This is a genomic window from Streptomyces sp. NBC_01520 (assembly GCF_045040375.1).
Lineage (GTDB): Bacteria > Actinomycetota > Actinomycetes > Streptomycetales > Streptomycetaceae > Streptomyces.
The window spans coordinates 712,064-731,430 of record NZ_CP109404.1; the positions used below are offsets into that span (position 1 = coordinate 712,064).

Annotated in this window: 14 protein-coding genes and 2 pseudogenes; 6 read left to right on the top strand and 10 right to left on the bottom strand. The window is 70.5% G+C overall.

Annotation, left to right across the window (positions count from 1 at the left end):
- The first annotated feature begins 136 nt into the window (after positions 1 to 136).
- Complete coding sequence (locus OG524_RS03165; protein WP_405808956.1) at positions 137 to 700, top strand: hypothetical protein; 564 nt, start codon at positions 137 to 139, stop codon at positions 698 to 700.
- 654 nt (positions 701 to 1,354) lie between these two features.
- Entirely contained in the window at positions 1,355 to 2,770 is a 1,416-nt protein-coding gene (locus OG524_RS03170; RefSeq protein ID WP_405808958.1) for an MFS transporter, read from the top strand.
- A 73-nt stretch (positions 2,771 to 2,843) separates the two neighbouring features.
- Here the strand turns inward: OG524_RS03170 and OG524_RS03175 are convergent, their stop codons facing one another.
- The 4 genes from OG524_RS03175 to OG524_RS03190 all read right to left on the bottom strand — a co-directional run bounded on the left by OG524_RS03175 (position 2,844) and on the right by OG524_RS03190 (position 6,435).
- The gene (locus OG524_RS03175) at positions 2,844 to 3,320 is read right to left on the bottom strand and encodes an NUDIX hydrolase (protein WP_405392504.1); all 477 of its coding nucleotides are present in this window, start codon (positions 3,318 to 3,320) and stop codon (positions 2,844 to 2,846) included.
- 9 nt (positions 3,321 to 3,329) lie between these two features.
- Positions 3,330 to 4,955 carry an apolipoprotein N-acyltransferase gene (gene lnt, locus OG524_RS03180; RefSeq protein WP_405392503.1) on the bottom strand — a complete coding sequence of 542 codons (1,626 nt, stop codon included), beginning with the start codon at positions 4,953 to 4,955 and terminating at the stop codon, positions 3,330 to 3,332.
- 51 nt (positions 4,956 to 5,006) lie between these two features.
- On the bottom strand, positions 5,007 to 5,579 hold the full coding sequence (locus OG524_RS03185) for a hypothetical protein (protein ID WP_405392502.1): 573 nt from the start codon (positions 5,577 to 5,579) through the stop codon (positions 5,007 to 5,009).
- A gap of 70 nt (positions 5,580 to 5,649) precedes the next feature.
- Complete coding sequence (locus OG524_RS03190; protein WP_405392501.1) at positions 5,650 to 6,435, bottom strand: glutamate racemase; 786 nt, start codon at positions 6,433 to 6,435, stop codon at positions 5,650 to 5,652.
- 58 nt (positions 6,436 to 6,493) lie between these two features.
- On the opposite strand from OG524_RS03190, the gene OG524_RS03195 reads away from it, so the two are divergent.
- Positions 6,494 to 7,675, top strand: coding sequence for a glycosyltransferase (locus OG524_RS03195; protein WP_405392500.1), 1,182 nt, complete (start codon positions 6,494 to 6,496; stop codon positions 7,673 to 7,675).
- A 25-nt stretch (positions 7,676 to 7,700) separates the two neighbouring features.
- On the opposite strand, the gene OG524_RS03200 is transcribed toward OG524_RS03195, so the two are convergent.
- On the bottom strand, positions 7,701 to 9,017 hold the full coding sequence (locus OG524_RS03200) for a TerD family protein (RefSeq protein WP_405812417.1): 1,317 nt from the start codon (positions 9,015 to 9,017) through the stop codon (positions 7,701 to 7,703).
- A 334-nt stretch (positions 9,018 to 9,351) separates the two neighbouring features.
- Between OG524_RS03200 and OG524_RS03205 the strand changes: the two are divergent.
- A pseudogene (locus tag OG524_RS03205) lies at positions 9,352 to 11,614 on the top strand (Tn3 family transposase); the annotation flags it as partial.
- Between the two features lie 342 nt (positions 11,615 to 11,956).
- On the opposite strand, the gene OG524_RS03210 reads toward OG524_RS03205, so the two are convergent.
- Together OG524_RS03210 and OG524_RS03215 are read right to left on the bottom strand one after the other, a co-directional pair.
- Entirely contained in the window at positions 11,957 to 12,715 is a 759-nt protein-coding gene (locus OG524_RS03210; RefSeq protein ID WP_405808961.1) for an SDR family oxidoreductase, read from the bottom strand.
- Between the two features lie 159 nt (positions 12,716 to 12,874).
- Positions 12,875 to 13,780 carry an AraC family transcriptional regulator N-terminal domain-containing protein gene (locus tag OG524_RS03215; RefSeq protein ID WP_405392497.1) on the bottom strand — a complete coding sequence of 302 codons (906 nt, stop codon included), beginning with the start codon at positions 13,778 to 13,780 and terminating at the stop codon, positions 12,875 to 12,877.
- A gap of 149 nt (positions 13,781 to 13,929) precedes the next feature.
- Here OG524_RS03215 and OG524_RS03220 point away from each other — a divergent pair, with 149 nt between their 5' ends.
- Complete coding sequence (locus OG524_RS03220) at positions 13,930 to 14,247, top strand: putative quinol monooxygenase (protein WP_405808962.1); 318 nt, start codon at positions 13,930 to 13,932, stop codon at positions 14,245 to 14,247.
- 105 nt (positions 14,248 to 14,352) lie between these two features.
- Entirely contained in the window at positions 14,353 to 15,321 is a 969-nt protein-coding gene (locus OG524_RS03225; RefSeq protein WP_405808964.1) for an alpha/beta hydrolase, read from the top strand.
- Between the two features lie 47 nt (positions 15,322 to 15,368).
- On the opposite strand, the pseudogene OG524_RS03230 reads toward OG524_RS03225, so the two are convergent.
- From OG524_RS03230 to OG524_RS03240, 3 genes and pseudogenes are all read right to left on the bottom strand, one after another.
- Positions 15,369 to 16,054 (bottom strand): annotated as a pseudogene (locus OG524_RS03230) (site-specific integrase); the annotation flags it as partial.
- A 464-nt stretch (positions 16,055 to 16,518) separates the two neighbouring features.
- Entirely contained in the window at positions 16,519 to 17,385 is an 867-nt protein-coding gene (locus OG524_RS03235) for an LAETG motif-containing sortase-dependent surface protein (protein ID WP_405808966.1), read from the bottom strand.
- 219 nt (positions 17,386 to 17,604) lie between these two features.
- Positions 17,605 to 19,344, bottom strand: a complete 1,740-nt coding sequence (locus OG524_RS03240; RefSeq protein ID WP_405392493.1) for a serine/threonine-protein kinase — start codon at positions 19,342 to 19,344, stop codon at positions 17,605 to 17,607.
- Positions 19,345 to 19,367: the final 23 nt, after the last annotated feature.

The following is a 19,367-nucleotide window of genomic DNA, read 5'->3' on the forward strand; positions in this document are numbered from 1 at the left end:
AGCTCCAAGAGGACTGTCGGCCTCGTGTCGAGGACGACAGCACCGGTCGGCCTCGCCCAGGTGGCCGACCCCAGATGCCCGCTGTCCACTGGGGCTGGAGGCCCCGCTCGGGTGGCCTGTGATCGAGGGGTTCCTGATGAGATACCGCACCAGGACAGCTGCAGTGCTGGCCTCCGCACTGCTGACGGTAACTGCGGCAGCCGGATGTTCCGACAACGGGGCCGCCGGTGGCAGCGCCAGTGGTACGGACACGGGCGTCCAGAACAGCGGCCGTCAGGTCGATGCGCCCGCCGCACCGTCCAGATCCCCCGCCGCGACCGTCTCCGTCAAGGACGGTACGTACGGCAAGTCACTCGTGGACGACAAAGACCGGACGCTCTACGTGTTCGACAAGGACACCAAGAACAGGTCCACATGCACCGGCGCCTGCGCCAAGGCATGGCCGCCGCTGCTCGACACGAAGGCGCCGACCGCAGGCAGCGGGGTCAAGTCGAAACTGCTGAAGACGACGACCCGTAGCGACGGGAAGAAGCAGGTCACCTACAACGGCCACCCGCTGTACCGGTTCGACGAGGACCAGAAAGCCGGCGACACCAACGGGCAGGCCGTCGACGCCTTCGGCGCCAAGTGGTACCTCATCAACCCCAAGGGCAAAAAAATCACCACCACGCCCACGAACAACACCGGCAACGGCTACTGATCTCCGGCAGATCCGGCCCACGGCCCCGGAGAAGCCATGCCCCATCCCGTTCCGTACCGCCCGGATGCGTCTCGCTGTGGCCACTACCGCCCTCTCGGAGGGGTCGCCTCGTAAGAGTCCGCCTCACGGCCTCGGTGAACCCCACCTGCAGGATCGGTGGGGTTCAGCCCGTGGAAAGCTGGCCTCACTTCTACGCCCGTGTGTCGTCGCTGGCGAGCAGATCGTTGAGGACGGCAAGGAAGGCTTGGGAGCTCGGCTGGCACGTCGTCGCCGGTCTCCAGGAGCACTGCCAGTTCCTCGGCCCTGGCGAGGCGTTCGACCTCGCCGAGCCCAGGCTCCAGGACCGTGGTCAGAGCCCGGGCGAGCACAGCGGTGGCCCGTACCCCGGGCACAGGCCGCAACTCGGACACCTTCATGTCTTCGGCCCTCAGCAGGGGCAGCACTCCGGCCCGCACGGCCGAACAGCGCAACTCGGACAGCCCTCTCCCACCTACCCCCACAAGGCGGAACCAGGGCCGCAGCGCCTCCCCGTAGCGCCCGCCCGCACACTGCCTGCCCGAACTATGGTGTCCCGCCACATACGCCCCTGACCTGCCCCTTCCTACGGTATGGCGACACAGAAACGTCCCCGCCGACCGTCCGGAAGTGGTATTCATGGCCGCCCCAGCAACCGCTCCCCCACCCCCCTCGAACCTCCGCCGCATCGTCGCCGCGAGCCTCGTCGGGACCACCGTGGAGTGGTACGACTTCTTTCTCTACGGATCGGCTGCCGCGCTGGTCTTCAACAAGCTGTTCTTCCCCGACTCCGACCCGCTCGTCGGCACGCTGCTGTCCTTCCTCACGTACGCGGTCGGATTCGCCGCACGCCCCCTGGGTGCGCTGGTGTTCGGACACTACGGAGACCGGCTGGGGCGCAAGAAGCTGCTGGTGCTGAGCCTGTTGATGATGGGTGGTGCGACCTTCGCCATCGGGCTCCTGCCGACGCACGCCACCATCGGATCCGCCGCTCCCGTCCTGCTCACCGTCCTGCGGCTGGTGCAGGGCTTCGCCCTCGGTGGCGAATGGGGCGGGGCCGTGCTGCTGGTGTCGGAGCACGGTGATGCGAAACGCCGTGGATTCTGGGCGTCGTGGCCTCAGACGGGGGCGCCGGCCGGGCAGTTGCTCGCGACCGGGGTGCTCTCCGCTCTCACGGCGCTGATGTCCGAATCCTCCTTCGAGGCATGGGGCTGGAGGATTCCCTTCCTGCTCTCGGGTGTTCTCGTGATCCTTGGACTGTGGATTCGTCTCTCTGTCGATGAATCTCCTGTGTTCAAGGCCGCCCTGGCCCAGGCCGAGCTGCGCAAGTCCGCCTCCGCACCCGCCGAGAAGATGCCGCTCGTCGCCGTTCTTCGGCACCACTGGCGCGATGTGCTCATCGCCATGGGCGCGCGCATGGCCGAGAACATCAGCTACTACGTCATCACCGCGTTCATCCTCGTGTACGCGACCACCGCCGCCGATCTCAGCAAACAGACGGCGCTCAACGCCGTACTCGTCGCGTCCGCCGTGCACTTCGCCGTGATCCCGCTGTGGGGCGCGCTGTCGGACCGGGTGGGGCGCAGGCCCGTGTATCTGGTCGGTGCGATCGGGGTGGGGCTGTGGATGTTCCCGTTCTTCGCCCTCATCGACAACCAGAGCTTCGGAAGTCTCCTGCTCGCCGTCACCGTCGGGCTGATCTTCCACGGCGCCATGTACGCACCGCAGGCGGCGTTCTTCTCCGAGATGTTCGCGACGCGGATGCGCTACTCGGGCGCGTCGATCGGCGCCCAGTTCTCCTCGGTCGCCGCAGGTGCCCCGGCGCCGCTCATCGCAACCGCACTGCTGGCCGACTTCGGCACCTCGACGCCGATCTCGCTGTACGTCATAGCCGCGGCACTGATCACGGTGGTGGCGATCCTCTGCGCCAAGGAGACCCGGAACCGGGACCTCTCGGACATCGAAGCGGGAGACCCGGGAGACGCGGGAGAGACACCCCGCACTGATTCCGTCGGCGCGCAGGACGAGCTGCCCGCCGAGGCACGCAAGGCCTGAACCGGCCGCGGACCGCACAGGACCACGTAGAGGCCTTCTCCCGCCACCCGGGCGGGAGAAGGCCTCTGTGTCGTCAGGCTCCGGCGGGCTCGAACCAGGTGGGTTCGTCCGCGACGGACTGCTTGATCCGGAACAGTGAGAACTCGCTCAGCGGCGGCAGCGAGTCGAGGGCGAACCAGCCCACCTCGAGCGACTCGTCGTCGTTCACCCGTGCCTCGCCGCCGGTGGCCCGGCAGCGGAACGTGATGTCGAGGTACTGGGACACGTCCCCGTTGGCATACGTCACCGGTGCCAGCGCCTTCGTGAGGACCACCCGCTCAGCCACGCAGTGCACGGCCGTCTCCTCGTACACCTCGCGCACGGCTGTCGCCGCCGGCTCCTCGCCGGGCTCGGAAATGCCGCCGACGACCGACCACTCACCTGTGTCGGACCGCCTGCCGAGAAGCACTCTTCCCTCGTCGTCGAAGACGATCGCGCTGACGCCCGGCAGCAGAAGCAGCTGATGACCGGCGGTGGCACGGATCTCGCGGATGAAGTCGGGAGTAGCCATACGGCGATCCTACGTGGCCGACGGGACGCTCTCCGGCTCGTTCCGGCGGTCCTTCCTCGCCCGCACGGACCGGACCGTGACCCAGCCGAGGCCGGCCACCGCGAGCAGCGTGAGGACGCCCTCGGGCAGAGTCCCCAGCCGGGTCGCCGGGGTCAGGGAGGAGCGCAGCGGTACCTCGTCGACCAGGGCGTCGGCAGTGAACATCCCGGTCTTCTGCACGATCGTGCCGTCCGGCCGGATCACTGCGCTGACACCGCTGGTGACGGGCACGACGACGGACCGGCCGTGCTCGACGGCCCGCACCTGCGACATCGCCAGCTGCTGGTAGGTCATCTCGCTGCGCCCGAAGGTCGCGTTGTTGCTCGGTACGGCGATCAGCTGGCCGCCGTTCTTCACGGTGTCCCGCACGGCGTCGTCGAACGCGGCCTCGTAGCAGGTCACGAGGCCCACCTTGGTGCCCGCCAGGTCGAACACACCGACCTCGGTGCCGGACCCGAAGTCCCGCTGCACCCGGTCGACGTCCTTGCTGAAGATCCGCACGAAGGACCGCATAGGCATGTACTCGCCGAACGGCTGGATGTGCCGCTTGTCGTACGTGCCGACGGGGCCGTCGTCGGGGTCCCACTCGATCAGTGTGTTGCGGAGCGCTCCGGTGTCGGGTGTCAGGACGGCACCGATGACGGTGGGTACGCCGATCGCCCGCACGGCCCGGTCGATCGCCTCACGGGCGTCGGCGTTGCGGTACGGGTCGAGGTCGGAGGAGTTCTCCGGCCACAGGACGAAGTCGGGCTGGGCCACCTTGCCCGCCTTCACATCCCGGGCGAGCTGCTCCGTACGGTCGGCGTGGTTGTCCAGGACGGCCCGGCGCTGGGAGTTGAAGTCGAGTCCCAGACGGGGCACGTTGCCCTGGACCGCGGCGACGGTGGCGGTGCCGTCCTCGGCCGAGTCGTCGACGAGCGGCAGCGCCGCGAGTGCGGCCACGACGGGCACGGCGACGGTGACGGCTGCCGCCACCACGGCGGCGCGTGGGACGGTGCCGGTGGTGCGGTACCTGCGGACCTGCCGTGCGGCTTCCAGGAGGCCGAACCCGCAGAGCACCACGGCGAAGGAGAGCAGCGGGGTGCCGCCCAGCGCGGCGAGCGGCAGGAACATGCTGTCGGCCTGGCCGAAGGCGATCTTGCCCCAGGGGAAGCCGCCGAACGGCACCCGGGCCCGGACCGCCTCGTCCAGCACCCAGACGGCAGCGGCCCAGACGGGCCAGTAGGCGAGCCGGGAGACGGCGGAGATCCCGACGCAGCCCACAGCGATGAACAGGGCTTCGGCGAAGGCGAGCGCGAGCCACGGGACCGGGCCGACCTCCTCCCCCGTCCAGTTCAGCAGCGGGAGCATGAAGCCGAGGCCGGCGAGCAGTCCGAGGCCGAACGCGGCACGCAGCCTGCGGGCGGACAGGACCCAGCCCAGCAGTGCGAAGCCCGGCAGTACGAGCCACCACAGGGGCCTGGGCGGGAAGCTCACGTAGAGCAGCGCACCGGACAGGAGGGCTGCGGCCGGCCGGACGAGCCGCGGCCACAGCTTCCTGCTGCGGGGCGCGGGGGCCGGGGACGGGGGTTCGACGGTGGTGATGGTGGCGCTCACCTGGCGGAGTCTACGGTGGCGGGCTGTGGGAACGGCAGTCCCTCCGGCCGTTCAGGCCCCCGCCGGACCTCCCGGCTTCCCGCCGGCCTTCAGGTGCAGGCGGTCACGGATGAAGCGTACGGCCGCTTCCGCGTCGTCCACGGTGACGGTGAAGGTCCTGCCGTCGCCCAGTCTCAGCACCAGTGCCTCGCCCCGGCGCACGACCACGGCGGTGCCCTGTTCGGGCCGCCAGCGATAGCCCCAGCCGCCCCACTGGCGCGGGGTGACCTTGGGCGCGAAGTCCGCCCCGACCACATGGGTGAGCAGGATCCGGCGCCGGGGCAGTCCGATGTGGCCGCAGCGCACCTCGAGGGCGTCCCCGTCGACCTTGACGGCCACGTGGACGAAGGCGAGGGTCCCGAACAGGATGAGCAGTCCGGCGGCGACGCAGCCGATGACGGACATGAGGAGCGGGGCGATTCCCGCGCTCCAGGCGGAATCGACGGCGAGCTCGATGCCGAGGGCCATGCATCCCGCTCCGGCGGCCGCGAGCAGCCACTGGAAGCGATTGGTGGCCCGGCCCGTCCAGACCGTGCTCGGGGCCTGGCTCGAACCGTGCCGCGCGTTACCGGGGTGGTCCGTCATGCCAAGCAGCGTACCCACGTTCCGCGCCCCGAGGAGGTGACCGGAACCACCTCGGGCGGGCCGCGGCAGGTCAGAGTGCGGGGCTGACGGCCTTGAGGAGCAGGCCCTCGGCGTAGGCCAGAGCGGGTTCCGGGAGGGCGGCGGTGTGTCCGCCGAGGAGGACGGTGAGGGTGCCGACGGGTTCGGCCGACGGAGCGGCTGCGGCACCGACGCGGCGGAGTGCCTGTGCGGCGACGGCGTCGGCGGAGCCGTGCAGGACGACCTGCGGGTGGCCCGGCCGCTGTACCGCGGCGCGGATGCGTTCGGCGAGCAGCTCGTAGTGGGTGCAGCCCAGGACGACGTGTTCGACATCGGGCGGGGTGAGGGCGGCGGCCGCGGCCACCGCACGGTCGATCGCGGCCTCGTCGGCGTTCTCCACGGCGTCGGCGAGCCCTGGGCAGGGTACTTCCGTCACGTCTGCGGACCGGGCGAATTCATGGATCAGCCCGCGCTGGTAGGGGCTTCCGGTGGTGGCGGGGGTGGCCCAGATGGCGAAGGGGGCGCCGCCCTGGGCGGCCGGCTTGATCGCGGGCACCGTGCCGATGACGGGCAGGTCCGGTTCCAGCGCGGCCCGCAGGGCGGGCAGGGCGTGGACGGACGCGGTGTTGCAGGCGACGATCAGGGCGTCGGGCCGCTGGGCCGCGGCGGCACGTGCCACGGCGAGCGCCCGGGCGGTGACGTCCTCGGGCGTGCGGGGGCCCCAGGGCATCGAGGCGGGGTCGGACGAGAGCACCAGATCGGCGTCAGGCCGCAGCCGGCGTACCGCGGCCGCTGCCGCGAGCAGGCCGATTCCCGAGTCCATGAGTGCGATCTTCACCCGGTCACCATAGTCGACACCCCTTGCGGCCCCGCCGAAGTGGGGCAGACTTCGGCGGATGAGTGCCGTTGCCTGGATCGCCGTGGGTTCGCTGGTCGTGTGGGTGTGGCTGCTGCTGGGCCAGGGATTCTTCTGGCGGACCGACCAGCGGCTTCCCCGGCGTGCGGAGCCGGTGCGCTGGCCTTCGGTGGCCGTGGTCGTACCGGCGAGGGACGAGGCCGAGGTCCTGCCGGCGACCCTGCCGTCGCTGCTCGCCCAGGACTACCCCGGGGACGCGGAGGTCTTCCTCGTCGACGACTGCAGCACCGACGGCACCGGCGATCTGGCGCGTGGACTGTCCGTACGGCTCGGTGGGCTGCCGTTGACGGTGGTGTCTCCGGGTGAGCCGGAGCCCGGCTGGACGGGCAAGCTCTGGGCGCTGCGGCACGGGATCGCGCTGGCCCGGCAGCGGAAGCCCGAGTTCCTGCTGCTGACGGACGCCGACATCGCGCATGAGCCGGACAGCCTGCGGGAGCTGGTCGCGGCGGCGGGCGAGGAGGGTGCGGACGGTTTCGACCTGGTCTCGCAGATGGCCCGACTGCGGGTGACGAGCACCTGGGAGCGGCTGGTCGTACCGGCCTTCGTCTACTTCTTCGGGCAGCTCTACCCCTTCCGCCGGGTGAACCGGGCGGGGTCGCGTACGGCGGCCGCGGCGGGCGGCTGCGTGCTGCTGCGGACCGGAGCGGCCGAGCGGGCCCGGATCCCGGAGTCCATCCGGCAGGCGGTGATCGACGACGTGTCCATGGCGCGTGCGGTACGGCGCGGCGGCGGCCGGATCTGGCTGGGGCTCGCGGAGCGGGTGGACAGTGTGCGCCCGTACCCGCGGCTCGCGGATCTGTGGCGGATGGTCTCGCGGAGTGCGTACGCGCAGTTGCGGCACAGTCCGTCGCTGCTGATGGGTACGGTCCTGGGGCTGGGCCTGGTCTATGTGGCACCACCCGTCACGCTCGCCGCCGGCCTGCTGACGGGTGACGCGGTGGCGGCCTGGGCGGGCGGGGCGGCGTGGGCGGTGATGGCGGGCACGTACATGCCGATGCTGGGGTACTACCGGCAGTCGCTGTGGCTGGCCCCGCTGCTGCCGTTCACCGCGGTCCTCTACCTCCTGATGACGGTGGACTCCGCGGTGCAGCACTACCGGGGCCGCGGTGCGGCCTGGAAGGGGCGTACGTACGCCCGTCCCGAAGCCGCACCGGAGCCCTGAGCCCTGCCTGGATCCGCCCGGGGGGTCATTTGCGGCCGGGGGTCCAGTTCATCCCCCAGCCGTAGGCGGCGTCGATGGTCCGCTGGGGACTGACCCCGCGCTGGGGGACGAGGTAGCGGGCCTCGCGCTGCACGGTGAGGTCGCCCCCGTCGTTGGTGATGAGCGCGAGCGCGCACACGGTGGAGGGCACGGTGCACTCGTCGAGGGAGAAGTCGATCGCCGCACCGTTCTGCGGCTGGAGGGTCACGGTGGCGTGCAGATCGGCGAAGCTGCGGGCACCTTCGTAGATGGTGACGAAGATCAGGACGCGGCGCAGCCGGCCCTTGTGGTCGAGGTTGACGGTCAGGTTCTCACCGGTGGAGAGCGCGCCGGTGCGGTCGTCCCCGTCGAGGAGGACGTACGGCGGCCGGTCGAGGGAGCCGAAGGCGTTGCCGAGGGACTGGACGACGCCCTTGCTTCCGTCGGTGAGTTCGTACAGGGCGCAGAGGTCGAGATCGAGGTCGGCGTGCATGGCGACGGCCCTGCCGAGCTTCGCGCCCCAGCCCTTGAACTGCTTGCGCACTTCCCAGTTGAGATTGACGCGCAGGGCTCCGGAGGTGCCGCCCTGTTTCGCCAGCGAGACGGAGGGGGTCTCCTTCGTCAGGGTGACCTTGGTGAGCCGCACGGGCTGCGCGGCGGGGGGTGCGACAGGAGGCGCGGGCGGGAGGACGGGGACTGCCTGGGGCGTGACGAAGGCGCTCGGGGCGGGACGGGCCGGAGGAGCCTGCTGAGGCGCGGGGGCCTGCTGGGGCGCCTGCGGCTGCTGCGGTTCGTCGACGGAGATACCGAAGTCCGTCGCGAGACCCGCCAGCCCGGTGCCGTACCCCTGGCCCACGGCCCTGAACTTCCAGGCGCCCTGGCGCAGGTAGAGCTCCCCGAGGATGAACGCGGTCTCGACCGTCGCGTCCGTGCTCTCGAAGCGGGCGATCTCGGAGCCGTTCGCCGGGTCCACGAGCCGTACGTTCAGGCCGGTGACCCGCCCGAAGCTGCCACCGTCCGCGGAGGCGGCGACGACCACACGGTCGATCACGGGCTCCATGCGGGCGAAGTCGACGGTGAGGGTGTCCGTGACGCTCTCCCCCGCGGTCCGCTTGCCCTCGTGGCGTACGGCGCCGGATGCGTGGGCCGGCTGGTTGTAGAAGACGAAGTCCGCGTCGCTGCGCACCTTTCCCGATACGAGAAGGAGCGCCGAGGCATCCACGTCCGGTGTCCCGGGTGAGGCACGCCAGCCCAGTTCGACCCGCACGGTCTGCGCCGGCACCGCGACATTGGTTCCCTTTTGCATGGTCATGCTCGCCCCCATCACGAATCCGGCAGCCCGGAGATTTCCCGTCAACCTAATCCCCGGCCGACCGGGGTGCCCACAGCTCAGCCCGGACGGCTTCCGGCGATCCGTCGTCAACCCCCCGTGCATCCGCTCTCCGCACGATCACCACACCGCCTGTTGCCCCATTTCGTCAAGTTGGCCCGCATCGGAGCATCAACCGCACCGGCGCACCGTCCTGTGTGCTGTGTGCTGTGTGCTGTGTGCTGTGTGCTGTGTGCTGTGTGCTGTGTGCGCCCGAGCGCCGCACCGGGCCGGTGCGGCGTCGGTGCGTCGGTGGTTCGGGGTGAGACGGGTCGGGGCGGATCAGTAGTCGCGATACGGCGTGGACGGCAAGGCGTCGCTGCTGCGACGCCACGGCGACTCGCGCAGGCTGGCGACGCTGCTGGCCACGGCGGTTTACCTGACGAGCAGGGCGGTCGACGACGCGCTGGATCTGCCGGAGGTGCTGATCGCGACGAAGCTGCTCGCGCGGGCGGAGCGGGAGACGGCAGAGCAGAAGCTGAAGACGCTGCCGAGGATGGAGCGGGCCGGGATCAGGCTGGCGACCGCGTTCCGGGTCGTGTTCGACACCACGAGTGAGCAGGTCGACACCGAGTCCGGGGAGATTGGTCCGCCGGAGGTGGCGACGCTGACGGCGATGTGGGAGCGGATCGAGGAGGTGGTGCCGCGCGAGGAGCTGGCCGCCGCGATCGCCGCGCTGTTCGAGCTGGCGCCGCCGATCGACTCGGACGCGGCCTGGCGCACCATGCTGGTCACCCGGTTCCCTACCGTACGGCCGTTCCTGGCGCTCTTGGTCCAGGTCGTCGACTTCGGCGCGGCCCCGGAGGGCCTGACGGTCCTAAAGGCACTGAAGTCGCTGCCCGACCTGATGGGGCGCAAGAAGGTCGGACCCGACGAGATCGACACGTCGCTGCTGGTCGGCTCGTGGCGGCGCCGCACCTGGAGGCGGGCACGGTGGACTGGAAGGCGTACGTGTTCCCGTGCTGGAATCCTTCCGGCTGCCGCGCCGGCGGGAGGTGTTCGCCAAGAACTCCTCGAAGTGGGGCGACCCGCGGGCGAAGCTGCTGGACGGCGAGGCGTGGGAGCAAGTCCGCCCGACCGTGCTGGCCTCTTTGAACCTGCCCGGCAAGGCGGGTGAGCACCTGGCGGCGCGGGCCGCGCTGCTGGACGGCACGTACCGGGAGGTCGCCGGGCGGGTGCCGGCGGCCTCCCAAATCGTGTTCGACGACGACGGCCGCCTCCATTTCGCCGCCCTGGAGCCGGAGCCCGAACCCGCCTCCCTGCTCGACCTGCAGAAGGCGGTGGAGGCGATGATGCCCCGCGTCGACCTGCCGGAGTCCTGCTGGAGGTGTTCTCGTGGACCGGCGCCGACCAGGCGTTCACCTCGATCACCGGCGGCGAGGCCAGGCTGAAGGACCTGCACGTGACGGTCGCCGCGCTGCTGGTCGCGCACGGCTGCAACGTCGGCTACACGCCGGTCATCGGCGGGATCGACGAGCTGAAGTACGGCAGGTTGTCCCACGTCGACCAGACGTGTCTGCGGCTGGCCACCTACCGGGCCGCGAACGCCACACTCATCGAGCACCAGGCGTCCATCGGCCTCGCGCAGGTGTGGGGCGGCGGGCTGGTCGCCTCCGTGGACGGCATGCGGTTCGTCGTCCCCGTCCCCTCCGTTTACGCCCGGCCGAACCCGAAGTACTTCGGGCGCCGGGGCGGCGCGACGTGGCTGAACATGATCAACGACCAGACGGCGGGGCTCGGCGGGAAGGCGGTGGCCGGCACCCCGCGCGACTCCCTGTACGTGCTCGATGTCCTCTACGACCGGGACGGCGGCAAGCGCCCGGAGACGATCGTCACGGACACCGCCTCGTACTCCGACATCGTCTTCGGGCTCCTCACCCTGGCCGGGTTCGCGTACGCGCCGCAGCTTGCAGACCTGCCGGACCAGAAGATGTGGCACATCGACCGCACCGCCGACTACAGCGCCTTCCAGGAAGCGGCCCGCGGCCGGGTCGACCTCACTCGGATCGAACGCCAGTGGGAGGACATCCTGCGCATCATCGGCTCCATCCACACCGGCGCCGTGCGCGCGTAGGACGTGATCCGGATGCTGTCGCGGGACGGGCGGCCGACCCCGCTGGGAGACGCGATCGCGCACTACGGGCGGATCGCCAAGAGCCTGCACATCCTGCGCCTGGCCGACGAGCCCGGCTACCGCCGCCAGATCAAGGCGCAGGCCAACCTCCAGGAGGGCCCGCCACTCCCTCGCCCGGAAGATCTTCCAGGGCCGTTCCGGGCAGCTCTACCAGCACTACCAGGACGGCATGGAGGACCAGATCGGCGCGCTGGGCCTGGTCCTGAACGCCGTCCTCCTCTTCAACACCCGGTACATGGACGCCGCTGTGAACCAGCTGCGCACGGACGGGTTCGACGTGCGTGACGAGGACGTCGCCCGCCTTTCCCCGTTCGTGCGGCAGCACATCAACATGCTCGGCCGGTACTCGTTCAAGCTGCCCGAGCTGCCCGGCGGGATGCGCCCGCTACGTGACATGGACGCCACCGACGACGAGTGACGTCAAACGATGGCTCGTCGTGGTCGCCACCATCTTGGCCTAGGCGTCTGCGCTGGCCAGGCCCCGGAGAGGGGTACGGGGGCCGTCACACCGGCCGGAGCTGTTACGGCTTCGCGGATCCGCTCGGCGGCCCGGCGTGCCTGGTACGCCTTCTGTCGGCAGGGGGGCCGGTCGTGGACGGCGTCCCGGCGGTGACCGTGGCCCAGGGCGAACCGGTCCGGCTTCTCGTCGTTGGCCAGGTTCCCGCTCATCGGGGTGAGCGCCCGACAGCGAGCCGACCCGGTGCGTGGGCGCGGGGCCGGCTCCTGGTATCAGTGCGGCGTGACCTTGCCTGCTGGCTGATCACTTCGCCTGGGAGAGCGAGACCGCGTCGGGGCCGGCGGGGAAGCGCAGCTGGCCGGTCGTGTCGTGCACGGCTCGCCACACTGTCTCGGCGACGTCGCTCTCCTTGGTGAACAGGTCCTGCGCCGTGAAGTCGCCCATGGCCTTCTGCGCCCATGGCGCGTAGGGCGCCAAAATCAGTTCGTCCAGCGGCGCCCCGTTCGCCGCCTTGGCCGCGTTGGCCGCGAAGTTCGTCGTCAGGCAGGCGCCCGGCTGGACCGTCTTCGCCTGGACGCCGAAAGGCGCGAGTTCGAGCGCGAGGGATGCGGTGAACCCTTCGACGGCCATCTTGCTCGCCTTGTAGACGGCTGTGAGCGGCATGTGGCCCAGCACCACGCTGGAGGTCACGTTGACCACCACCCCGGAGCCGCGCTCACGGAACTGGGGCAGCACCGCTTGTGTCACCGCCATCACACCGAACGTGTTGGTTTCGAAGACTTCCCGTACCCGGGCCATGGGGGTGCCCTCGAACGCGCCGATCGACGGGACGCCCGCGTTGTTGACCAGGACGTCGACGGGCCCCGCAGTCTCCAACGCGGCAGCGATGGTGTCAGGCCTGGTCACGTCGAGCTCGACGACACGGAGCCGGTCGGACTCGGGCAGGACATCCGTACGCGGCGTCCGCATCGTGGCGATGACGTTCCATCCCTGCGAGTGGAAGTAGAGGGCGGTCTCCCGCCCGTACCCGGATGAGGTACCAGTGATCAGAACTGTCTTCATGTTGTGCCCCTTCACGATGTGGTGGGATCCATACGGGTGGACAGGCATTTTCCTGCTCCACGGGAGAACCGGTGATCCCATTGAATCGTTCTGACCTGCGGAGATAGTAGAACTATCCTCGCTACTCCTTGCGCGATCCTCCAGTAAAGCCCACCCAGCTCAGGGCAGGAGACCTGCCGGCGCACGCACGGCCTGACGCAGGCGGGCGGCGTCCTGGCTGGGGGGCGCGCCGAACTGGCGGCGGTACTCCCGGCTGAACTGCGACGGGTTGTCGTAGCCGACGCGGTGGCCCACTCCGGTGACGTCTCCGGGGTGGGTGGCGAGCAGCAGCCGGGCCTCCTGGAGCCGGATCTGCTTCTGGAACTGGATGGGGCTCATCGCGGTCACCGCTTGGAAGTTGCGGTAGAAGGCGGAGACGCCCATGCCGGACTGCCGCGCTACGTCCTCGACCCGGAAGGGCTGCGCGTAGTGCTCGCGGATCCAGCGCACGGCCCGGGAGATGTGGCTGAGGCTGCTGTCGGCCAGGCCGAGCTGGCGAACCGTCGCACCTTGCTCGCCGGTGATCAGACGCCACAGGATCTCGCGCTTGACCAGCGGGGCCAGTACGGCCCGGTCGCGTGGCTCGTCGAGCAGGCGCAACAGCCGGACCACCGCGTCCAGCAGCGCGGCCGGAGCGTCACTGACGGCGATCCCCGGCGGCGCGCCCCCGCTGCTCCGGGGGGCGTCTCCGGGCCCGGCCTCAAGCAGCAGCTCGGCAACGGCGGACGGTTCCAGGACGAGACCGAACCCCAGCGCCGGCTGCTTGGGGTCGGCCTGGGTGAACTGCCCTGTGACAGGCAGATCGACGGATGCGACCAGGTACTGCCCGGGCCCGTACTCGAACACCCTCTCACCCAGGGCGAGGCGTTTGGCGCCCTGCGCGATGACCGCCAGGAGCGTGCCGGACATCGAAGGCGCCGGCGGATCAGGGCGGTCGACCTTCGAGATGAGGACGCCGTCGACGGCGGTGGTCCAGTCGGGCCGCGCATGGCGGGCCAGCAGGGTGCGGAGTTCTTCGAGGTGCATGCGTCCATTGCAGCACCATTCCGCGCTGCGGTTCCCGAAGTCGCGAGGATCGTGCAAGTGCGAACGAGTATCGGTCTAACGTTTCCGCAGGTCAACCCGCTTGAATGGAATCACCGCACTCCATCACCGAAGAGGAAGAGAAGAAATCCATGATTGCCAACTACGGCTTCAGCGCCACCCTGACTGCCAGGCCCGGTATGGGCGACCAGCTCGTCGACCTGCTGCTGACCGGACTGAACGAGGGCAGCCCCGGCACGAGCGAATACTGCCTCGTCTACCTCGTCTCCCGTTCCGCGTCCGACCCCGACGTCGTCCACGTCGCCGAAGGCTGGACCAGCGAGGAGGACCACCACCGCGTCTTCGCCGACAAGACCGCCCAGGCCATCGTGGCGCAGATCGACCCGCTGCTCGCCAAGGACTCCGAGTACACCGACTACGTTCCGGTCCGCGGCAAATCCGCCCTCTGACCCGCCGAACACCCCCACACCCCTGCCTCTGCCGCCTCGGTGCCCACCGAGGTGGCCCCCGTCCTCGCCCGACCGTCCCGCCACCACCCACGAGAGGCAACGACCATGACCACAGCACGCCCCTCCCTCGACCCCGAACTGCATGAACTCCTGGCCGACATTCCGCTGATGTCCCAGCTCAGCCCGGAAGTGCTGGCGCAGGTACGTCCCTTCTCCTCGATGCCCGTCGAACCTCTCCTCGAAGGTCGCGCTATCGACCGGCGCGAGGTCACCGTTGCGAGTCCGGACGGCACCCCGGTCCCCTTGTCCGTCTTCAGCCCCGCGAACAGCGATCGCACCGCTGCCGCACCCTGCGTCTACTGGATGCACGGCGGCGGGATGGTCATGGGCGACCGCTTCTCACAGATCGACATCCCGCTGGAGTGGCTCGACGAGTTCGGCGCCGTCGTGGTCTCCGTCGACTACCGGCTCGCGCCCGAGTCCACCGGAACCGTCCCGGTCGACGACTGCTACCAGGGACTGCTCTGGATCGCCGACCACGCCGCCGAACTGGGCATCGACCCCGCCCGGATCATCGTCGCAGGCGCCAGCGCGGGCGGCGGCCTCGCCGCCGGCGTCACCCTGCTGGCCCGCGACCTCGGCACCCCGACGATCGCTGCCCAAGTCCTGATCGGCCCCATGCTCGACCACCGCAACACCACCACCTCCAGCCTCCAGTACTCGAACGGGCCCGGCGTCTGGACCCGCGAGATGAACGGATTCGGATGGCGCTGCCTCCTCGGCGACCTCACCGACGACGAGGTACCCGCATACGTCTCACCCGCCCTGGCCGACGACCTCGCGGGCCTGCCGACCACCTACATCGACACCGGCTCCGCCGAAGTCTTCCGCGACGAGGACACCGAATACGCCACCCGCATCTGGGCGGCCGGCGGCCAGGCCGAACTCCACGTCTGGGCAGGCGGCTTCCACGGTTTCGACGCCCTGTACCCGCAGGCACACATCTCGGCCACAGCCCGCCGAACCCGCACCGACTGGCTCGCCCGGCTCTTGCCCACGAATCCCGCCGCATAGGTGAAGTCGACGAGTTTCGGTCGTACGCTTCAGCCTTGGCTAAGACCTCAGCGTCTGCTGTCTCCGGGCGCGAGCAGGCTGGTGACCTCGGCGATCGCCTCCGCCGAGGGGTGGAAGTAGCACCGTACGTTCTCCGGCTTCGTGTGCCGGGACTTCGCCATCAGCATGGGCAGGCCGGCCCCGGCCTCGCCGAGGTGGGTGAGACCAGAATGGCGGTATTCGTGCAGGTCCCAGCCTGTGCCCGGCACCCCGCCGACTGCGGTGTGGGCGTCGAGCAGGGCGCGGGCCTGGCCGTACGACAGCCGGACCAGCCCGGGGTGTCCGGGCACACGTCACGCGGCGCGAGGACCTTGCTGGGACCCGGCTCGCGGTGGGTGACGAACACCGGCCCGCGCGTGCGGCCCTTGATCAGCCGGGGCAACAGGCGGGCGGTGCCGGCGTCCCCGTACACGGGCTCCATGACGTAGTCCTCGCGCGGGGCACCGCGGCGGCGGGTACGCGGCTTCGAGCCCTTGGCCTTCACCGGGGCCCTGCGAGCGGCAAGGTCCAGCTCCTCGATGTTGACGCCGAGGATCCCCTCCGCCCGCGCGACGGTCTCGTCCAGCATTCGCCACAGCGTCTTCTCCCGCAGGTGGACTTCGCGCCGGGCGATCAGCCGGTCCACGGCCATCTTCGAGCGGGCAGGGATCTCCGAGTCCGGCGGAGGCATCCGCTTCACCCAGGCCAGGACAGAGTTCGGGGTGCTGATCAGCGGCGGGGGGTGTGAAGCCGGAAACCCGAGCAGCGATCAAGGAGTCGCGGCGGAGCACCGGGCGCGGCGGGTGATCGACGGTGCCCTGACGACACCGTTGGACACCTATGTGCCGCGGGAGTTGGAGCCGCTGATCCGGGAGACCGCCCTCCAAGGGGTGACAACCCGGGTCCGCCCGGACATCGGTCCGAGCGGCCCCTCACCTGCACAGCACCGGCGTTGCGCCAACCTGACGATGCACGGACCCGGACGGGAACAACCCTGACAGGCTCGGGCACGTCGGTCCCGTAGGGACGCCTGGGCGGCTCTGCGCGAAGCGAACCGGTCGCACCGGCCCGCAGATTGACGGAGGGCCGGCCGACCAGCCGCACACCGGGACGCGGACACCGGATCCCGACCCGGCGGGCGGGCGGGCGGCATGGCGAACCGACCGGGAACCGGGAACGTCAGTCCTGGCCCTGGGCACGGCGGCGGCGCACGACGAGGATGCTGCCCACACCTACGACGACCACTGCGGCAGCCACGCCGGCGATCCACGGCGTCGCCGACGAGGATCCGGTGGCTGCCAGGTTGCCGTCGGTCGTCGAAGATCCGCCGTCCGACCCGGCGGCGCCGCCCGTGCCGTCTGTCGAGTCCCCCGTCGAACCGGCCGAGCCGCCGCCCGTCACGTCCAGCGTGATGTCCGCCTTGTCGTTGGCCTTGTCGGGGTCGAACGGCCGCGCGTCGCTGCTCAGGGCCACTGAACCCTTGGCGCCCTCCACCCGCTTGTCGATCTTCAGCTGGAGGGTGTACATCTCGCCCCCGCCCTCCTCGACCCACCTCTGGCTGGTGCCGCAGACGTACGCCTCGCCCTCGGCCTCGCAGAACCCGTGGGGCTTGACGACCGACGTTCCGGCGGGGGGTGTGATCAGGACCTTGAGCAGCGAGTCCCCCTCCCTGGTCAGGGTCCAGACGGGCCCGTCGTTGGTGAACGTCGCCTTCAGCGTCACCGTGTCGCCGACGCGGCCCTTCAGGTCGGCGCCCGTCACCCGGTAGTCGGCGGTGTTGACGAAGGAGACCGGCACGTCGACGGCGTTCCCGGTGGCCTCGCCCCCGGCCGGTTGCTCCACCAGCTCCACCGCAGGTGCGGTCCCGGCCACCGGTGGCGTGGCAGCCTCGTCCAGCCCCGGTTCGGTGTCCCGGACGCTCACGCGCAGGTCGTCGTCGAGCGCGTGCCCCAGTGCCTTGATGGAGAGGGGCTGCTCGGGCGTGTAGGCCACGCCGGGTTCCATCACCTGGTCGAACTCGCACACGACATTCGACTTGGCGGTCATCTCGTCGTAGGAGGGGACCTGGTGTGCCCTATCTGGGTGGTCCGCAATCCGGAGAAGCTGCGGCCGTGGGTACGGGACGGCGACGGTGCCGCCTGACCGTGCGCCGGCCGACGGTGGTGCCCGGCCCCGGCCCGGCGCTCGTCACCACGCGGCCGGCGCCGCCCGCCCGGGGCACCCGGTCGCGGCGTCTCCACCGAGGCGCGGCCGGTGCGCAAGTCCTTAGGCCGCGTCACGCCAGACGGTCAGGTCTCCCAGCAGGAAGGCGAGCTCCGGTATGGCGGTCGACTTCGTCTGGACGACGTACAGCCCGATGTTTCCCTCGGTGTCCTTCATACAGATCTCGGTACCGGCAGCCGTCGCGGCCAGCGGCCAGGTGTGTTCCGCGGCACTTCCGAGCATGAGGCGGCACTCGTCGAGGGTGGTGCCGTTACCCCCGAATATCTGCATGAACACGGTGCTGTCGCTGTTCAGTTCGCAGCCGATCGACTCGCAACCGAAGCGGACGTCACCCTTGCCGTTCTTCAGCCCCGGCTCGGGACTCTTGAGGCTCAGCGAGTTCGTCGCGTCCAGCTGCACCAGGACGAACCCCTCCGGTCGCGGGTCCTTGGGTACGTCCGGCGAGGACGCGGCATCCCCGGATGCGCCGTCACCGGCCCCGACCGCCGATGAATCCGGAGCATCCGAGGAGGAGGAGTCCGACGAGGATCCCGGTGCGGATGCCGACGACCGTGCGGCCGGTCCCGTGGCGGACGTCCTGGCGCCTGCCGTGTCACGGTCGTCGAGCCGTTCCTTCGCGTCCATGAGCGACCACGCCAGTGCCACCACCAGCAGCACGCCTCCCGTCACGCTCCCTGCTGCGATCAGCGCTGTGCGCCGCCTGCTGCGGGCCTTCCGCTGCACCGGCGGCGGCAGCGGCCACCCGGACCGCACCTGCGGGTACACCGGCGCGGGCCGCGGCGGCGGATCAGTCGGTGTCGCTCCAGGCACCGACGGCTGCGAACGTGCCGGTGTCGACTCGGGTACCGGCGGCTGCGGGTAGGCCGGTGTCTCCTCGGGTACGGGCGCCGGGACCACCGCCTGCGGTCCGATGACCTCCTGCCACACCGCAGGTCCCCCGCCACCGTCGGCGTCAGCCCCCAGCCGCTGTCTGCACCACTCCACGACCTCGGCCGGCGTGGCCCGGTCCGCCGGCTCGGCGGCCAGGCAGCGGGCGAACAGCGGACGCAGCGACTGCGGCAACAAGGACAGGTCCGGGTCGGAGTGCACGATCCGGTACAGCACGTTGACGGCCGAACCGTCGCCGTACAGCGGCCTGCCCAGCGTCGCGTACGCCGCCGTCTGCCCCAGCGCGAAGATGTCGGTCGCCGCCGTGATCTCGCCTCCGGACGCCTGCTCCGGAGCCATGTAGTGCGGCGTGCCGACCGTGCCGCCCGTAGCCGTGTACGAGGTCCCGTCGACGGCCAGCGCGATCCCGAAGTCGATCACCCGGGGGCCGTCGGCGGCCAGCAGCACGTTCGACGGCTTCAGGTCCCGGTGCACGATGCCCTCGGCGTGGATGGCCTGCAACGCCTCGGCCACCCCCGCCATCAGCCACAGCACCGCGGGCACAGGCAAGGGCCCGTGCCGGGTCACCGCTTCCGTCAGCGAAGGCCCCGATACGTACAGGGTGGCCAGCCACGGTGGTACGCCGTCCGCGTCGGCGTCGATCAGCTCGGCGGTGTACGCCCCCCGGACCCGCCGGGCCGCCTTGATCTCCCGGCCGAACCGCCGGCGGAAGTCCGGATCGTCGGCCAGCTCCGGCCGCACGACCTTGATCGCCACGGGACGGCCGCCCTGCGTGTGCGACAGATACACGCGGCCCATACCGCCGGCGCCCAGCCGCGCGGCGAGCCGGTAGCCCGCCACCGCGGTCGGATCGTCGGCCTGGAGTGGTTGGAAGACTTCCATCGCATGGCTCATCGGCCCTGTACCCCCACTGTGAT

What these genes read in the sequence shown, in the direction of transcription:
- OG524_RS03240 (WP_405392493.1), bottom strand. Translation starts at nt 19,344, where the DNA reads ATGAGCCATGCGATGGAAGTCTTCCAACCACTCCAGGCCGACGATCCG.
- OG524_RS03225 (WP_405808964.1), top strand. Translation starts at nt 14,353, where the DNA reads ATGACCACAGCACGCCCCTCCCTCGACCCCGAACTGCATGAACTCCTG.
- OG524_RS03170 (WP_405808958.1), top strand. Translation starts at nt 1,355, where the DNA reads ATGGCCGCCCCAGCAACCGCTCCCCCACCCCCCTCGAACCTCCGCCGC.
- OG524_RS03165 (WP_405808956.1), top strand. Translation starts at nt 137, where the DNA reads ATGAGATACCGCACCAGGACAGCTGCAGTGCTGGCCTCCGCACTGCTG.
- OG524_RS03215 (WP_405392497.1), bottom strand. Translation starts at nt 13,780, where the DNA reads ATGCACCTCGAAGAACTCCGCACCCTGCTGGCCCGCCATGCGCGGCCC.
- OG524_RS03220 (WP_405808962.1), top strand. Translation starts at nt 13,930, where the DNA reads ATGATTGCCAACTACGGCTTCAGCGCCACCCTGACTGCCAGGCCCGGT.
- OG524_RS03185 (WP_405392502.1), bottom strand. Translation starts at nt 5,579, where the DNA reads ATGACGGACCACCCCGGTAACGCGCGGCACGGTTCGAGCCAGGCCCCG.
- OG524_RS03175 (WP_405392504.1), bottom strand. Translation starts at nt 3,320, where the DNA reads ATGGCTACTCCCGACTTCATCCGCGAGATCCGTGCCACCGCCGGTCAT.
- OG524_RS03235 (WP_405808966.1), bottom strand. Translation starts at nt 17,385, where the DNA reads ATGACCGCCAAGTCGAATGTCGTGTGCGAGTTCGACCAGGTGATGGAA.
- OG524_RS03195 (WP_405392500.1), top strand. Translation starts at nt 6,494, where the DNA reads ATGAGTGCCGTTGCCTGGATCGCCGTGGGTTCGCTGGTCGTGTGGGTG.
- OG524_RS03210 (WP_405808961.1), bottom strand. Translation starts at nt 12,715, where the DNA reads ATGAAGACAGTTCTGATCACTGGTACCTCATCCGGGTACGGGCGGGAG.
- OG524_RS03200 (WP_405812417.1), bottom strand. Translation starts at nt 9,017, where the DNA reads ATGGGGGCGAGCATGACCATGCAAAAGGGAACCAATGTCGCGGTGCCG.